General features: G+C 69.7%; 12 protein-coding genes. 8 read left to right on the top strand and 4 right to left on the bottom strand.

What is annotated here, in order from left to right; translation table 11 throughout:
* Together U9983_RS12625 and U9983_RS12620 are read left to right on the top strand one after the other, a co-directional pair.
* The coding region (locus U9983_RS12625; RefSeq protein WP_322754205.1) for a hypothetical protein at window positions 1–226 on the top strand (226 nt) is incomplete at its 5' end.
* An 86-nt stretch (window positions 227–312) separates the two neighbouring features.
* Complete coding sequence (locus U9983_RS12620; protein ID WP_322754204.1) at window positions 313–1,323, top strand: helix-turn-helix transcriptional regulator; 1,011 nt, start codon at window positions 313–315, stop codon at window positions 1,321–1,323.
* 277 nt (window positions 1,324–1,600) lie between these two features.
* On the opposite strand, the gene U9983_RS12615 is transcribed toward U9983_RS12620, so the two are convergent.
* Complete coding sequence (locus tag U9983_RS12615; RefSeq protein ID WP_322754203.1) at window positions 1,601–1,840, bottom strand: hypothetical protein; 240 nt, start codon at window positions 1,838–1,840, stop codon at window positions 1,601–1,603.
* Window positions 1,830–2,324, bottom strand: coding sequence for an alpha/beta fold hydrolase (locus tag U9983_RS12610; protein WP_322754202.1), 495 nt, complete (start codon window positions 2,322–2,324; stop codon window positions 1,830–1,832). The genes U9983_RS12615 and U9983_RS12610 overlap by 11 nt, the downstream gene beginning before the upstream one ends.
* Before the next feature lie 391 nt (window positions 2,325–2,715).
* Between U9983_RS12610 and U9983_RS12605 the strand changes: the two genes are divergently transcribed.
* Entirely contained in the window at window positions 2,716–3,954 is a 1,239-nt protein-coding gene (locus tag U9983_RS12605; protein WP_322754201.1) for an IS110 family transposase, read from the top strand.
* Window positions 3,955–4,362: 408 nt separating this feature from the next.
* Here U9983_RS12605 and U9983_RS12600 read toward each other — a convergent pair whose 3' ends face one another.
* On the bottom strand, window positions 4,363–5,838 hold the full coding sequence (locus U9983_RS12600) for an aldehyde dehydrogenase family protein (protein ID WP_322754200.1): 1,476 nt from the start codon (window positions 5,836–5,838) through the stop codon (window positions 4,363–4,365).
* 81 nt (window positions 5,839–5,919) lie between these two features.
* Window positions 5,920–7,107, bottom strand: coding sequence for an amidohydrolase family protein (locus U9983_RS12595; RefSeq protein ID WP_416211383.1), 1,188 nt, complete (start codon window positions 7,105–7,107; stop codon window positions 5,920–5,922).
* 392 nt (window positions 7,108–7,499) lie between these two features.
* Here U9983_RS12595 and U9983_RS12590 point away from each other — a divergent pair, with 392 nt between their 5' ends.
* The 5 genes from U9983_RS12590 to U9983_RS12570 all read left to right on the top strand — a co-directional run bounded on the left by U9983_RS12590 (window position 7,500) and on the right by U9983_RS12570 (window position 14,580).
* The gene (locus U9983_RS12590) at window positions 7,500–8,297 is read left to right on the top strand and encodes a TetR/AcrR family transcriptional regulator (protein WP_322754198.1); all 798 of its coding nucleotides are present in this window, start codon (window positions 7,500–7,502) and stop codon (window positions 8,295–8,297) included.
* A complete protein-coding gene (locus tag U9983_RS12585) occupies window positions 8,294–9,040 on the top strand; it encodes a TetR/AcrR family transcriptional regulator (protein WP_322754197.1) in 747 nt (248 codons plus the stop codon). Before U9983_RS12590 ends, U9983_RS12585 begins: the two co-directional genes overlap by 4 nt.
* Before the next feature lie 406 nt (window positions 9,041–9,446).
* Window positions 9,447–10,688: an ABC transporter substrate-binding protein gene (locus U9983_RS12580; RefSeq protein ID WP_322754196.1), complete on the top strand. Its 1,242-nt coding sequence runs from the start codon at window positions 9,447–9,449 to the stop codon at window positions 10,686–10,688.
* A gap of 35 nt (window positions 10,689–10,723) precedes the next feature.
* Window positions 10,724–13,861 carry a branched-chain amino acid ABC transporter permease/ATP-binding protein gene (locus tag U9983_RS12575; protein ID WP_322754195.1) on the top strand — a complete coding sequence of 1,046 codons (3,138 nt, stop codon included), beginning with the start codon at window positions 10,724–10,726 and terminating at the stop codon, window positions 13,859–13,861.
* Entirely contained in the window at window positions 13,858–14,580 is a 723-nt protein-coding gene (locus tag U9983_RS12570) for an ABC transporter ATP-binding protein (protein WP_322754194.1), read from the top strand. Before U9983_RS12575 ends, U9983_RS12570 begins: the two co-directional genes overlap by 4 nt.
* Window positions 14,581–14,680 lie beyond the last annotated feature (100 nt).

Raw genomic sequence — 14,680 nt, 5'->3', positions numbered from 1 at the left:
CGGGCTGGTGACAGGTCGGGCACGCGCCGGTCATGGCGGCGAGCAGCAGGTGGAGCTCGCGGTGCACGGCGTAGACCGTCAGGCCGGCGCAGGGGCTTGTGGGTCGAGTCGTAACAAAGTGCAGAACGCCTGGGCCAGGCAGAGCAGGGTGGCGTGCCGGTTCCAGCCGATGCGGGTGCGGCCCTCGAAGTGGCCCAGTCCCAGCCCGGTCTTCAACTCCCGGTAGGGGTGTGTCAGATGGTTCGTGTAAGGGCGGGTGGATTTGGATGGGCCAGGGCAGGATGATCCTGGTTCAGTGGGAAAGGACCCTCGTTGAACGGCACGAAAGCTGCTTCGGTACGTGAGGTGGACGCGGCGGCACGGCTGGCCGAGGAGTGCCGCCGCCTCGCCGACGACCTCGACGATCCGGCCGCCACCGCCCACGCCGCCCACGCCGCCCACGCCGCCCACGCCGCCCACGCCGCCCACAGCCTGGCGGCAGCCGCTTTCCACCACGGCGACCTGGCCACGGCGACCGATCTGGCCGGGCAGGCGGTGGCGTCCTACCGGGTCGCCGGACCGCTCGCCGACCTGGGTGACTGCCTCGCGATGCTCGCCCTCCTGCGGTCCTTCCTCGCCGACCCGAGGGCCGTCGATCTGTGCGAAGAGGTCCTCGCACTGTGCACGAGCCACGGCGAGGAATCGTTGCAGTCGACCATCCTGTGGATACTCGGGTTGGAAATGTGGCGACAGGGCGACCTGACCCGGGCGGTCGCACTGGAGCGGGAAGCCGTCACCCTCGCTGCCCGGTTGCAGGACCGCTACAGCCTTTTCTGGTTGTTCATCCCGGCGCTGGCCTGGACCACGACCGCGAGCGGGGACAGTGAACGCGCGGCTACGCTACTTGGCGTCAACCGCGAGATCATCCGGGGCTTCAGCGCATCCCCCGCCTCGACTGTCCCGTTCGCCGCCCGGCAGGACCAATGCATCGCCGACCTCCGTCGTACCCTCGGCGACGTGTGGTTCGACACGCTCTTCGACCGGGGCAGGATGCTGAGCCAGGACGAGGCAGTCGCCTATGCGCTGGGCGGCCCTTCCGGCGCCGGCGACGCCACCGACCCGGTCCGGTCGGGTCCGGGGCGACCCACCGGGCCCCTGACCAGCCGGGAACATCAGATCGCCGATCTGGTCGCCGCCGGCCTGACCAACAGGCAGATCGCCGCCAAACTCGTCGTCGCACCCCGCACAGCCGGAGCCCACGTCGAACACATCCGCAGAAAACTCGGCTTCACCTCCCGCACCCAGATCGCTACCTGGGTCGCCACCCAAGACCCCAACCGCTGAGCCGACCAGCGCCCGGCGGGACTGTCCGACCAAGTGCCACTCCGGCGGGTTGGCATAGCGGCGGAGGGCCTTCGACGGAAAGCCCGACCCCCTTCGTATTGTCGCTGCGCGACGGGTGGGTCGTGCAGCGTGAGTCCGCGGTCTGCAACGCCGGCGGCATTCAGATCCGTCATATGCCGGTGCACTCCGCAGCAGGAGGTGCCGCACGGGACGACGAAGACGGCTGGGCGCCTGCTCAGCACTTGATTGCGCATGCTGACGGCGGCCTCAGCCGCTCCTACAGCGCGGGTGAGAAGTCTGGTTCGGCGCGTTCGGCCAGCAGCGCCGCGAGCTCGCGTGGCGCGCTGATCATCGCGTCGTGCGCGGTGTCCAACTCGACGACTTCGCCCACTCCGCCAAGGTCGTCGATGAACCGGCGCTGCTTGCGTGGAGGCAGGGAACGGTCGCGAAGCGTCAGAATCCAGGTGCAAGGGACGTCGCGCGGCAGGTTCGCACGGGACACCGGTTCATCGAGCACCGTCGACGTCCGGGTAGAGGTGTGAGAGTGTGACGTCGCGCTGGTCGGGGCTCATGCCGTTGCAGAAGAAGTAGTTCGCGGTGCGCGTGGACATGGGTTTGGAGATCCCGCCGGTACGGGCCCGGCGCCGCGCGATGTAGCGGAGCGGGCCGGCAAGCGTGTCGATCACAGTCTTGCCTTCGGGTGGGATGCAGCAGCTGACGAGCACCATCCGGGCGACACGGTCAGCACCGAGCCCGACGATGACGACCCGGTCCATCCCGGCGGCTTCAATCTGCGCCACGACACCATCGACGCACGCCTTGATCGTTAACGTCGCGAGATCACCGGGCGCTGACCGGCGACCGGGGAGGTCCACGGCCAGGACCTGCAGCTCGGGTGATTGGCGGGCGAGTTCAGCAACTGTGGGATCCCAGCAGTCACCGGCGTGCGATCTGCCGTGCACCAGCACCAGCCCCAGGTTCGCCATCACTGAATAGTACACATGTAATCTCGCTGCTTGGCGCGGTTGCGGCTTTCTCTCGGCGTTGATACACCGCGACCCTCCCGATCACACCCGCCTGCGGCGTTTTATCTCCAAGAGCAGTCGGGGCGGCGGGCCGCCACCCTTTCGAATGAGAATTGATACCGGTCACGTTTGCATGATGACAGGTGTCGTGGCGGGTGGTTGATCCGACCGGTTGTGCTCTGGGACAATGATGGTGCTGTCCGGATCGACGTCGGCGATCTCTGGTGCCCAGAGCCCGTCCAAGAGTATGGCGGCGGAGGACCTGGGGCACTCTTTCCTGCTGCTACGAGCGCGTTCCTCAGTTTCCGGTGTACAGGCCTCCCCGGACGGCACCGGTAGTGCTGGTGATGATTCGAGGGGAGGATCTGTGGAAGTCCTGTTCCCACGCTGCGCGGGTCTCGACGTCCACCGGGACACCGTCGCCGCGGCGGTACGTGTCCAGACCGGGTCGGGCCGGGCGACGACCGAGGTGCGGACGTTCGCCACGACCGGCGGGTCGCTGGGTCTGCTCGCTGACTGGCTCGCCCAGAACAAAGTGACGATTGTCGGGATGGAATCGACGGGTGTTTATTGGAAGCCTGTCTTCTACATGTTGGAAGACCGGTTCGAGTGCTGGCTGCTGAACGCCGCGCACGTTCGTAACGTACCAGGTCGGAAAACCGATGTGGCGGACGCGGCGTGGATCGCTGATCTGGTCGCGCACGGCCTGGTGCGCGCGTCGTTCGTGCCACCGAAACCGTTTCGGGACCTGCGTGACCTCACCCGGGCCCGGCGGACCGTGGTCGAGGAGAAGACCCGTGAGGTCCAGCGGCTGGAAAAACTGATGCAGGACGCCGGGGTGACGCTGACGAGTGTCGCCTCCCAGCTGTTGGGCGTGTCGGGCCGGGCGATCCTGGACGAGATGATCGGTGGGGAGACCTCGCCGGAGTATCTCGCCGACCTGGCCCGGGGCCGGCTGCGCGGGAAGATTCCCCAGCTGGTCGATGCGCTCGCGGGCCGGTTCCGTTCCGGTCATCATGGGTTCCTCGCCGCGCAGCTGCTGGAGCGGATCGATCTGTGTGACGAGCAGATCGAGGCGCTCGATCATCGGCTCGAGGTGATGCTCGCCCCTTTTCAGGAGACCCTTGACCGGATCATGACGATTACCGGGGTGGGTGCGGTCACCGCCACCGTGCTCGTCGCCGAGGTTGGCGTGGATATGAGCCGGTTCCCGACCGCCGGCCATCTCGCCTCGTGGGCGGGGATTTGTCCGTGGAATCACACATCTGGTGGGAAGAGTAAGTCCGGTCGCACCCGGCACGGGAACAAATGGTTACGGACCGCGCTGACGGAGGCGGCGCACGCCGCCGCCCGGAGTAAGGACACCTATCTGGCGTCCCATCACGCCCAGGTCCGCGGCCGCTGCGGGGTGATCAAGGCGGTCGGCGCGACCCGTCATGACATTCTCATCGCCTACTGGCACATCATCATCAACGACACCGTCTATCACGACCTCGGTGGGGACTGGCACGCCCGCCGGCGCCGCAGTCCTGAACGCCGTAAAAACACGCTGGTCACCGAGCTGGAAAAGCTCGGCTATACCGTTACGGTCACACCGGCCGCATAGCGTCTGTACGCGTCTGAAAGGTGGTGAGGGAACAGCCAACTGGATAGGCAGGAAACCGACGCCGGCGGCCTGTGGGCTCCCGGTGCGATCGTGCATGTCCCGTCCCAGCCGTGCTGTGGTCCGGTAATTCACTCCTCAGACGTTTAGTGTCCGCGCAATGGTGGGATGGGAGCCGCTAGCCAGTATCTGCTCGAAGACGACCACTTCGGCATCCGGATGGGCCTCGACCTTGACTTTTTGCGGAGGCTCCTGCTTCTACCGACGGTGAGCGTCGCCGCCGGTCTGACCGCAGCCTTGGGGGAGCCTTGGGGTTGTCGCGATGGGTCGCGCCGTCCATGGTGAGGGGGCGGCTCGCAGACGAGTGAGGGCCGCCCGCCCTGCCGTGGTCGTGGACTACGACGAGAGATTTCAGGCCGTCGGCCAGCCCACGGCCTTCGTTTCCAGGTACTGTTCGAAGCCCTCCAGGCCGTTTTGCCGGCCGATTCCGCTGTTCTTGTATCCGCCGTAGGGGGAGTCGGCGCCGTACCACAGGCCGCCGTTGATTCCGATCGACCCGGTGCGGATGCGCCGGGCTACGGCGGTGGCCCGCTCCTCCGAGGCGGAATAGACCCCACCGGACAGCCCGTAGCGGCTGTCGTTGGCGATCCGGACCGCGTCGTCGTCCCCGTCGTGGGCGAGGACGCACAGTACGGGGCCGAAGATTTCGTCCTGGGCGATCGTCATCGTGTTGTCGACGTCGGTGAACAGTGTCGGCTCGACGAAGAAGCCGTGCGGGAGGTGCGCCGGCCGGCCCCCGCCGAGCGCGATGGTGGCCCCTTCCTGCTTGCCTTTGTCGATGTAGCCGAGGATCCGGTCGCGCTGCCGAGCGCTGATCTGCGGCCCCTGCACGACCGTCGGGTCGGTGGGGTCCCCGTACGGGATCGCGGCCATCGACTGCCGGAGGATCTCCACTCCCTCGTCGTAGCGCGCCCGCGGCAGCAGCGCCCGGGTCAGCAGCGCGCAGCCCTGCCCCGCGTGCAGGCACACGCCGAAGGCGGCGAACGGCAGCACCGACGCCAGGTCGGTGTCGTCGAGCACTACCATCGCCGACTTCCCACCGAGCTCCAGGAAGACTCGTTTGAGCGTGGCGGCGCCGCGCTGCATGATCCGCTGCCCGGTCGCCGTCGACCCGGTGAACGAGATCATGTCGACCCGCGGGTCGAGCGTCAGCTCTTCCCCGACGAGGTGGTCGGAGGACGTGACGACGTTGACGACGCCGGCCGGGATGCTGGTGTGTTCGGCGACGAGACGCCCGAGGCGGGTCGCGTTCCAGGGGGTGTCGGGCGCTGGCTTGAGCACGACGGTGTTCCCGGTCGCCAGTATTTGCCCGATCTTGTTGAGGGTGACTTCGACCGGGTAGTTCCAGGGCACGATGGCCCCGACGACGCCGACCGGCTCCTTCCAGGCTGCGCGCCGGCTCCGGATCCCCATCAGTTCCCCGACCGGCAGCTCCCGCTCCCAGCCGAACTCGTCGATCATCGCGGCCGGCCAGTTCAGCGCGTCGGCCAACGGCGCGTCGAGCTGCGCGTGGGCCGTCAGCTGGACGGGGGTGCCGGCTTCGGCGACCAGTTCCGCCCGCAGCTCTTCCCGTTCGCCCTCCAACGCCGCCTGCAGCTCGGCGAGGCACCGCTTGCGCAGTGGGTGGTTCGTCGCCCAGTCGGTCGTGTCGAACGCGCGCCGGGCCGCGGCGATCGCGCGTCGCATGTCCTCGGCGTCCGCGTCGGCGACCTGACCGAGAACCTTCTCGGTCGCGGGATTGACGTTGTCGAACCGCCGCCCCGACGTCGCCTCCACCAGTGCACCGTCGATCAGCATCCGGATTTCGCCCTGCCGGCTGTCCACCATCGTGACCCTCCTCGAACTACTGTGGCCGGGAAAAGGCGGCGCCGATCGCCGGCTGCCGTACGGTCGCCGATCGGACCTCGCTCAGGCTGTGGTCGGTGCGCCGAGGAATGCCAGCGCGTTGTCCCGCATCACCCGCTGCTGGAGTGCGGGGTCGAACCCGGCCAGCTCGTCGAGGTAGGCCAGCGGCTCGGCCATGCCTTCGGGGTGCGGGTAGTCGGAGCCGAAGATGACCCGGTCGGCGCCGACGACGTCGATCGTCTCCTTGACGTCGTTCTCCCAGAACGGGTTGACCCACACGTTGCGGTGGAAGACGTCGACCGGGTGCTCGGCGAACTCCTGCGGCATCTGCCGGTAGATCTTGGAAAGCCCGGCGAGCAGGTGCGGGACCCACTCCGCGCCGTTCTCGACGCTCGCCACCCGTAGGTTCGGGAACCGGGACAGCGTGCCGTGGCAGATCAACGCGGCGAAGGTGTCCTCGACGTCGCGGTGGGCGATGGCCCACTCCTTGAACGGGCTGCTCACGAAGGCGTTCGCGCTGCGCTGCGGTTCCCACAGCTCGAGGTAGTCGTTGAAGATGGAGTAGGTGGCGTGCACGGCCACGCCGACGCCGGCCTCCTGGACACGCGCCCAGAACGGGTCGAACTCCGCCAAGGCGAAGGAACGGGAGCCGCGTAGGCCCTTCACCGGGGCCGGTCGGATGAGGATGGCGCGGGCCCCCCGCGCCAGCACCCAGTCCAGCTCGGCGATCGCGTTCTCCACGATCGCCAGGGTGATGACCGGCACCGCGAACAGCCGGTCCCGGTAGTCGAAGGTCCACACCTCGTGCAGCCACTGGTTGAGCGAGTGGACGATGGCATGGACGAGATCGGGGTCGTCGGAAGCCGACATCTCGACCAGGTTGGCGAGCGTCGGGTAGACCAGCGCCTGCGCTATCCCCTGCTCGTCGAGGAGGGCGAGCCGGGGAGCGGGCTCGCGGAACGCTGGCGGGCAGTCGATGGCTCGCCCGGTCATCTCGCGGCGGGTGAGCCCCGCCGCATTGGTGCCGCGGTAGAAGTCGGCGTGGACGCCGGGCGCCGCGACCCGCTCGAACGTCGGGTTCGGCATGTAGTCGGTGATCCGGCCGTTCAGCGCGATCCGGGTCCGCCCGCGGACCTGCACAAACTCCACCGCGCCGTCGTAGGCGGCCGGCAGGTGCTCCAGCAGCGCGACGGGCGGCTCATACAGGTGGTTGTCCGCGTCGAAGACCGGGAAGCCCGGGTCACGCACCATCAAGTCCTCCTCATGATCCGGCGAACTGGCCTCCGGCGTCGCGGCAGCGACACCGTCGCGCCCCCGGGGGCCGGCACCGACGATCGCCAGGCAACCGTCGATGTACGGGTCCGGCTGGCCCCCGGAGCGGCACCGCCGCACGCCGATCCATCTGGTCATCTATCCGGTAATGCTTACCAGATGACCCTACGAGACGGCGCGGGACTGGTCAACGCACGGCCGTGGTCGAGCCCGGGCGGGGTCGGCGGGCCGAGTCGACGGCGACCGGCGGGCGGGGCGGCGCCGCCCCGCCCGGAGCAGGTCATCCGCGGCGCCGGGGCGCTACCGAAGCCCGTCGAGTTCACCCCAACGTGTCGGAGCGCTACGGTAGGCTTTACGGTAAGGATGTGACGTTGCTGCCTGGACCGGACGGGACGTCCGGCTCGGCTGGCGACCCGGAACGCTCGAGGCGGGTGGACGGTGTGGCCAACGATGATCGGCAGGTCCGGCGTCCGCCGCGGCGCGCGCGGGGCTCGCTGAGTGGCGACGAGATCCTCGACGCCGCTCAGCGGATCGTCGAGGACCGCGGTCTCGCCGAGTTGAGCATGCCGGTGGTCGCCAAGGAGCTGAACTCGGGCGTCACCAGCATCTACTGGTATTTCCGGAACAAGGACGACCTGCTGCAGGCGCTCACCGACCGGGCCGCCCGGCAGCACTTCCGCGGCCTTCCCCCGGTCGGTGACGGAAGCTGGGACTACGAGTTCGTCGAGTATTTCGCCGCCTACCGGGAGCTGCTGGACCGGGTGCCGGTGTACCGGGAGATCCTTACCTTCCGGACTCGCTTCGCGTTCAGCCGCTCGATCGTCGCGCGGGCGATGATCCGTCGACTGGAGGCCGGCCTGGAGCTGCTGGTCGAGGCCGGGTTGACCCCGGACGTGGCGGCGCAGGTGTACATGTCGTGTGCCCAGTACACGAACGGGTTCGTCATCCTCGAACACGGATACCGCAGCACGGTGGCTGACGACGGCGACGGCACCTCGGTCGGCGCCGACCGAGGGACGCCCGCCGTCCGCAGGGGGCAGCAGTTGGACGACGCCCAGTTCCGGTTTGGACTGAATCTGATCGTCGACGGGATCTGCGCGGAGTACGGGCTGTGGCGTGGACACCGTCCACGCCACATGCTCCCGACGGGTCGGGGACGCACCCGATGACGAGGCCGCCGAGCGGCGGTGGTCAGCGGCGCGAGTCGCCCCGGCGGGCGCGAGGCTCGCTCAGCGAGACCGAGATTCTGGATGCCGCCCAGCTTCTCGTCGAGCGCGACGGGCTGGAGTCGCTGAGCATGCCGCTGCTGGCCCGTCAACTCGGTGCCGGCGTCACGAGCATCTACTGGTACTTCCGCAGCAAGGCCGATCTCCTCGAGGCGCTGGTCGACCGGCTCGCCGGCGACTTCTTCGACCGCCTTCCGGAGGTCGGGGCCGGGCCCTGGGTGGCCGAGGTCGAGCGGTATTACACCTGTTACCGCCAGGAGCTGCGCCGCGCGCCCGCCTACCTCGAGCTGCTCGCCTATGACCCGGGCATGGTGACGGCACGCTGGGAGGCGGCCGGGGTCCGGCGGGGCCGCCTCGCCCTGGAGCTCGAGGCGTTCACCGGCGGCGGTGCGGCGTCGCAGCGGGCGGAGGGCCTGCGCGCCGCGTGCCTGAACTACACGTTGGGTTTCGTCATCGTCGAACACGGGTTGCGTCGGGAAGCCGCTGAGGTCGACCCGGCCCTGCGCGAGGAGACGCCGGTCAGCTTCGCCCAGCTTGATCCCGACGACTACCCGGTGCTGCACAGCCTGCCGAAGCCGGAGGCGATCGTCTCCCTGGATGACGAGCAGTTCGGGCTCGGTCTACGGCTGCTGCTGCGCGGCGCTGTCGCCACGGTCGTGGAGTCCATGGGCGGCCAGGCCGACTGACGTTCCCCCCGCCGGGCACAGGCGACCCCCGACCGATCTTCTCCTGCCCTCCCCCGAGGCCGGTGGCTGCAGTGACGGTCGCCTGTCCAGGCTTCGTGGCGGCGGGAGCCGCAGGACAGTCGGGTCGGCGGCCGCTCCGCGGAGACTTGACCCGGACGGCCTTATCGTTGAACATACCGCAAGCATAGCGATAAGCAGATCGGCATGGCTGGCGAACGCTCGACGTCCGGTTACCGTGCGTCATTCGACACCCGCGGGCCGGGTGCTGGCGGATGGCACGGCCACATCCGTCGCTCCAGGGATCCCCACGACCACCGGAAGGGCAGCGATGAGACAGCAGGCAGCGCTAGGTTCTCCAGCGGGTTCACTCCCCACCCGAACGCGTCCGTGGAGAGCGGCCGCCACGTTGGCGTCCGTCGTGTCGTTGGCCGTGCTGGTCGCGGCGTGCGGCAGCAGCGGGGGCAGCGGCTCCGGCGCCGCAGGCGGCGCCAAGGCGACAGCCAGCAGCGCCGCGTCCCAGGCTCTGTTAGGTAACGTGAAAAAGGCGGCGGGTGCGCCGGTGTCGGTCGGTTTCATCACCGACGGGCGTAGTTCGGCGGTGGACGACAGCGTCGAACTACCGGCGGCGAAGGCTGCAGCCTCGTATGTGAACGACTATCTCGGTGGTGTTGCGGGTCGGCCGCTGGAGCTTGTGGTGTGCCAGACGTCGAACACGCCGGCGGGCGCGGCAGACTGTGGCAACCAGATGGTCTCGCAGAAGGTGGCCGCGGTGCTGCTCAACGTTTCCGGTCAGGGTAACGCGGTGGCTCCGCCGATCATCGCCGCTGGTATCCCCTATGTCGCCTATCAGCCATCGAGTGCGGCGGAACTCATGGGGAAGACGGCGTTCAGCCTGACCGGTACCTCGGTCGCGATCGCGGGTGGGGCTGCGAAGTACTCGCAACAGAAGGGGTACAAGAGCATCGCGGTGGTAGTGATCGACGTGCCGACGCTGCGGGCCTCCATTGACGCACTGTTCAAGCCGCCGTTCGCCAAGGCGGGTATCGCGTTCAGCGCGAGCTATGCGGCGCCCGGTTCGCCGGACCTCACTCCGCTGTTTACCAGCGCGGAGCAGAAGAAGCCGGACGTCTACTGGATCATCGGGAACCCGGCGACAGCGGTGTCGTCCCTCAAGGCCATGGAGACGTTGGGTATCACCAAGCCGACCTTCGTTCTCCAGCAGGAGATCGACCCGTCCGTGGTGAAGGCCGTCCCGGACGGCCTCGCGGGCAAGCTGCTCATCACCACGAACAACGTCGCCACCAGCGATCCGGACTACCAGCTCTTCAACGCCATCCTGGACAAGTACGCCCCCGCCAGCCCCCGCAACGGCCTGGCGATCGGCGGGTACGCCGTGGTGCTCGGATTCGCCCGCGGCCTGGCCGGGCTCACCGGTGAGGTGACACCCGCGACGATCGTGACGGGGCTGAAGTCCACGACCAACGCGCTGCTGCCCGTCTCCGGGGGCATTCCGTTCACCTGCGGCAAGTCGCCGGTTACGTTCCTGCCGGCGCTGTGTTCGGACGGCAGCCTGGTCACGGCGTTGACGAAGGAGGGGAATCCGACCAGCTACGTCAAGCTCGACCCCTCCGACCTGTACCAGCAGTGAGGTACCGGGGGCCGTCGAGAAGGGTCGGCTAGGCGATGACGCAGTACCTCCTGTTCCTACTTCTCGGTCTGGGTAACGGCGCGGCGTTCGCTTCGCTGGCCTTGGCGCTGGTCGTCACCTACCGCAGCTCCGGCGTCATCAACTTCGCGACCGGCGCGGTCGCGTTGTACACGGCGTACACCTACGCTTTCCTCCGGCAGGGGAAGCTGGTGCTGCTCGTCCCCGGACTGCCGAGCACCGTCGGTCTCGGCGGCCCCCTCGGTTTTTTCCCGGCCGCAGCCGTCGCGCTTGTGGTGGCGGCGGTCGGGGGGCTGCTGCTCTATCTGCTCGTGTTCCGGCCGCTGCGGACCGCGCCGCCCGTCGCCCGCGCCGTGGCCTCTCTCGGGGTCATGGTGCTGCTGCAGGCGGTGATGGCGCAGCGGCTCGGCACCACCCCGGTCTCGGCTGACGCGATCTTCCCGAGCGGCAGCTACTCCGTCGGGGGCGTCCGGGTGCCCGCCGACCGGGTGTGGTTCGCCGTCACGATCGTCATGGTCGCGCTCGCTGTCGCCGGTCTGTTTCGTTACACCCGGTTCGGCCTGGCCACCCGGGCCGCGGCCGAGACCGAGAAGGGCGCGGTCGTCAGCGGCATCTCCCCTGACCGCATCGCGGCGCTCAACTGGATGGTCAGCGGTGCGGTCGCCGGCCTCGGCGGCATCCTCATCGCGCCGATCGTGCCGCTGGTGCCGGTCTCCTACACGCTGTTCATCGTCCCCGCGCTCGCCGCCGCCCTGATTGGTCGGTTCACCTCGCTGCTGCCGGCCGTCCTGGCGGGTGTGGCGATCGGGATGCTCTCCTCGGAAGCCACCTACCTGCAGAGCCGGTTCAGCTGGCTGCCGTCCTCGGGACTGGCGGAGCTGGTGCCCCTCATCCTGATCGTGGCGGTCCTCGTCGTGCGTGGGCAGCCGCTGCCCAGCCGGGGCACTCTGATCCGGCAAACCCTGGGGCGGGCCCCCCGGCCCCGGGGCCTCGTCCGCCCGACCGGGCTTTCCGTGGCGGTGGGGGTCGCCGGCTTGCTCGCGCTGCACGGCACCTGGCGCGCCGCCCTGCTCACCAGCATCATCATGGCGATCGTCTGCCTGTCCCTGGTCGTGGTCACCGGCTACGTCGGGCAGGTGTCGCTCGCCCAGCTGACCCTCGCCGGCGCCGCCGGTTTCCTGCTCTCGAACCTCACCGACGGCTGGGGCGTGCCCTTCCCGCTCGCCCCGCTGCTGGCCGCCGTCGCCGCCGCCGTCATCGGCGTCGTCGTCGGCCTGCCGGCGCTGCGGATCCGTGGTCTGAGCGTCGGCGTGGTCACCCTCGCCCTGGCCGTCGGGCTCGAAGCGCTGTGGTTCAAGAACAACGACCTCAACGGCAGCGGCCAGGGCGCCAAGGTAGCCGGGCCGTCGCTGTTCGGCCTGAACCTGCGGGTCGGCACCGGCAGCGCCTACCCTCGCCTCGGCTTCTGCCTGCTCTGCCTGGCCACGTTGGTCGTCGTCGCGTTCGGTGTCGCCCGGCTGCGGACCAGCCGGCTCGGCTCGGCGATGCTCGCGGTCCGGGCCAACGAACGCGCCGCCGCCGCCGCCGGCGTCGACGTCGCCCGCACCAAGCTCGCCGGCTTCGCCATCGGCGCATTCATCGCCGGCATCGGCGGCTCCCTCCTCGCCTACAAACAGACGACTGTCACCTACGACTCCTTCGACGCCATCACCGGGCTCGGCCTGTTCGCCACCGTCTACCTCGCCGGCATCACCTCGGTCAGCGGCGGTGTCCTCGCCGGGCTCCTCGCCGCCGGCGGGCTGTCCTACGCCGTCCTCGACCACCTGCTCACGGTCGGCTTCTGGTACGAAGCCATCACCGGCCTCCTGCTCATCATCACGGTCCTCACCAACCCCGAAGGCATCGTCGGACCCTTCCACACGCTGGCCGACCGACTCCGCATCGCCCGAACCAGCACCCGGGCCAGCACGCCGGAAGCCGCCGACACGGCAGCCGCAGGCACGTTCCCCGCCAACCCCGAAGGCCCCACCCGGCCGCTCCACACACTCGTCGACCGCGTGGACAGCAGAGCCCGAGTCAGCAGGCCGACCGGCGGCGCAGTCACCGAAGACCCGGCAGCGGCGGACACACCAGCCGGGGAGGCGGCGGGTACGCCCGCGACGGCCGGGGACAATGCCCCCGCCACCGCGGCAGCCGCGCCCGTCACGGCGGCAGCGGCGGCCGAGGAGCAAGCGGCCGACGCCATCGCCACCGCCCCCGCCTCCGTGGGCGCAGTCGTCGCCACCCCGCGCGCACCCGCCGACGAAGCCATCCCCGCCGGCCGCGCCGCGGCGAACGGGTCCGGCCCGCCCGCACCGCCCGCGGTCCCGCTCCTCCAGCTGCACGGGGTCGGGGTCCGCTACGGCGGAGTCGTCGCGGTCAGCGACGTGACCCTGGATGCGACCGAAGGCGCGATCGTCGGGCTGATCGGGCCGAACGGCGCGGGAAAGACGACCCTGATCGACGCGATCAGCGGCTTCACCGGTCACACCGGGTCCGTGCTCCTCGACGGCCGTCCCCTCGACGGGCGCAAACCCCACGAACGCGTCCGCGCCGGCCTCGGGCGCACCTTCCAGGCGATCGAGCTGTACGACGACCTCACCGTCGGCGAAAACATTACTGTCGGGCTCGCCGCCACCGCCCCCCGGACACTGCGCGCACTGGCCAACCGAGCTAGCTGGTCCCGGGCGGCCGGCCGGTCCACCGGCCGCAGACCCGACACCGCCGTCGATGCGGTGTTCGCCCTGCTCGGCCTCGACGACATGCGCGAACGCCCCGCCGGCGAGCTGTCCCAGGGCCAACGCCAACTCGTCTCGATCGGACGGGCCCTCGTCAGCAGCCCCCGGCTCCTGCTCCTCGACGAACCGGCGGCCGGCCTCGACACGACCGAGAGCGCCTGGCTCGCCGGGCGGCTACGGGCCGTCCGCGGCAGCGGCGTGACGGTCGTCCTCGTCGACCACGACATGGACCTCGTCCTCAACCTGTGCGACAGCGTCCACGTCCTTAACTTCGGCACCGTCATCGCCTCCGGCCACCCCACCGAGATACGCGCCGACCAGGCCGTGACCGAGGCCTACCTGGGCGCCACCCACGCCCGCCAGGAGGTGGAAGCGTGACGCGACTGGAGTGCCGGGGGGTCGTCGCCGGGCACGGCCGGGTGGTCGCCGTCCGCGACGTCAACCTGTCCGCCGAGGCGGGATCGGTCCTCGCGATCCTCGGGCCGAACGGCGCCGGCAAGACGACGCTGCTGGAGACGATCGCCGGGTTGCTCCCCCGCCTCGGCGGCGAGGTCCTGATCGAGGGCACACCGCTGCCCAGCGGGCGGCCGGTGACGGCCAACCGGGCCGGCGTCGTGCTCGTCCCGGACAGCCGGGCCCTGTTCACCACGCTCACCGTCCGGGAGAACCTCACCCTCGCGCGTCGCCGCGGCGGCCCCGACGACGACGCTGTCGCCGACCTGTTCCCCGGACTCGTCGCCCGCTGGAACCTGGCCGCCGGCGCGCTGTCCGGCGGTGAGCAGCAGATGCTCGCCGTCGCCCGCGCCCTCGTCCAGAAACCGCGGGTCCTGCTCGTCGACGAGATGAGCATGGGACTCGCACCCCGGGTCGTCGAGAGCCTGCTCCCCGTCGTGCGCCGGATCGCCGACACGGCCGACGCCCTCGTCGTCCTCGTCGAACAGCACGTCCACCTGGCTCTCGAGGTCGCAGACCACGCCATCGTCATGATCCACGGCGAGGTGGCGGTCGCCGGCCCCGCGGCGGAGCTGAAGGACGCCCCGGACCGGTTGGAAGCCGCCTACCTGGGTGTTCAGCTCCCACCGGCACGCGCCGGTTGAGTACTCCTCCTCAGCAGCTCCTGCGGCGCACGCTGGCCGCGTGGAGGTCAGGTCCATCGGCAAGGCGCCCGGCCCGCGGCGGCGGGCGCCGACAGAAAGG

The sequence above is a fragment of the Protofrankia sp. Cas3 genome (genome assembly GCF_963555955.1).
Classification (GTDB): domain Bacteria; phylum Actinomycetota; class Actinomycetes; order Frankiales; family Frankiaceae; genus Protofrankia.
Note: the sequence above shows the minus strand (reverse complement) of the source record. Positions and strands in the feature narration are given on the sequence as shown.

Bases quoted from the DNA above. Each gene is read 5' to 3' on its own strand.
- U9983_RS12600 (WP_322754200.1), bottom strand. From the start codon at position 5,838: ATGGTGGACAGCCGGCAGGGCGAAATCCGGATGCTGATCGACGGTGCA.
- U9983_RS12595 (WP_416211383.1), bottom strand. From the start codon at position 7,107: ATGGTGCGTGACCCGGGCTTCCCGGTCTTCGACGCGGACAACCACCTG.
- U9983_RS12585 (WP_322754197.1), top strand. From the start codon at position 8,294: ATGACGAGGCCGCCGAGCGGCGGTGGTCAGCGGCGCGAGTCGCCCCGG.
- U9983_RS12575 (WP_322754195.1), top strand. From the start codon at position 10,724: ATGACGCAGTACCTCCTGTTCCTACTTCTCGGTCTGGGTAACGGCGCG.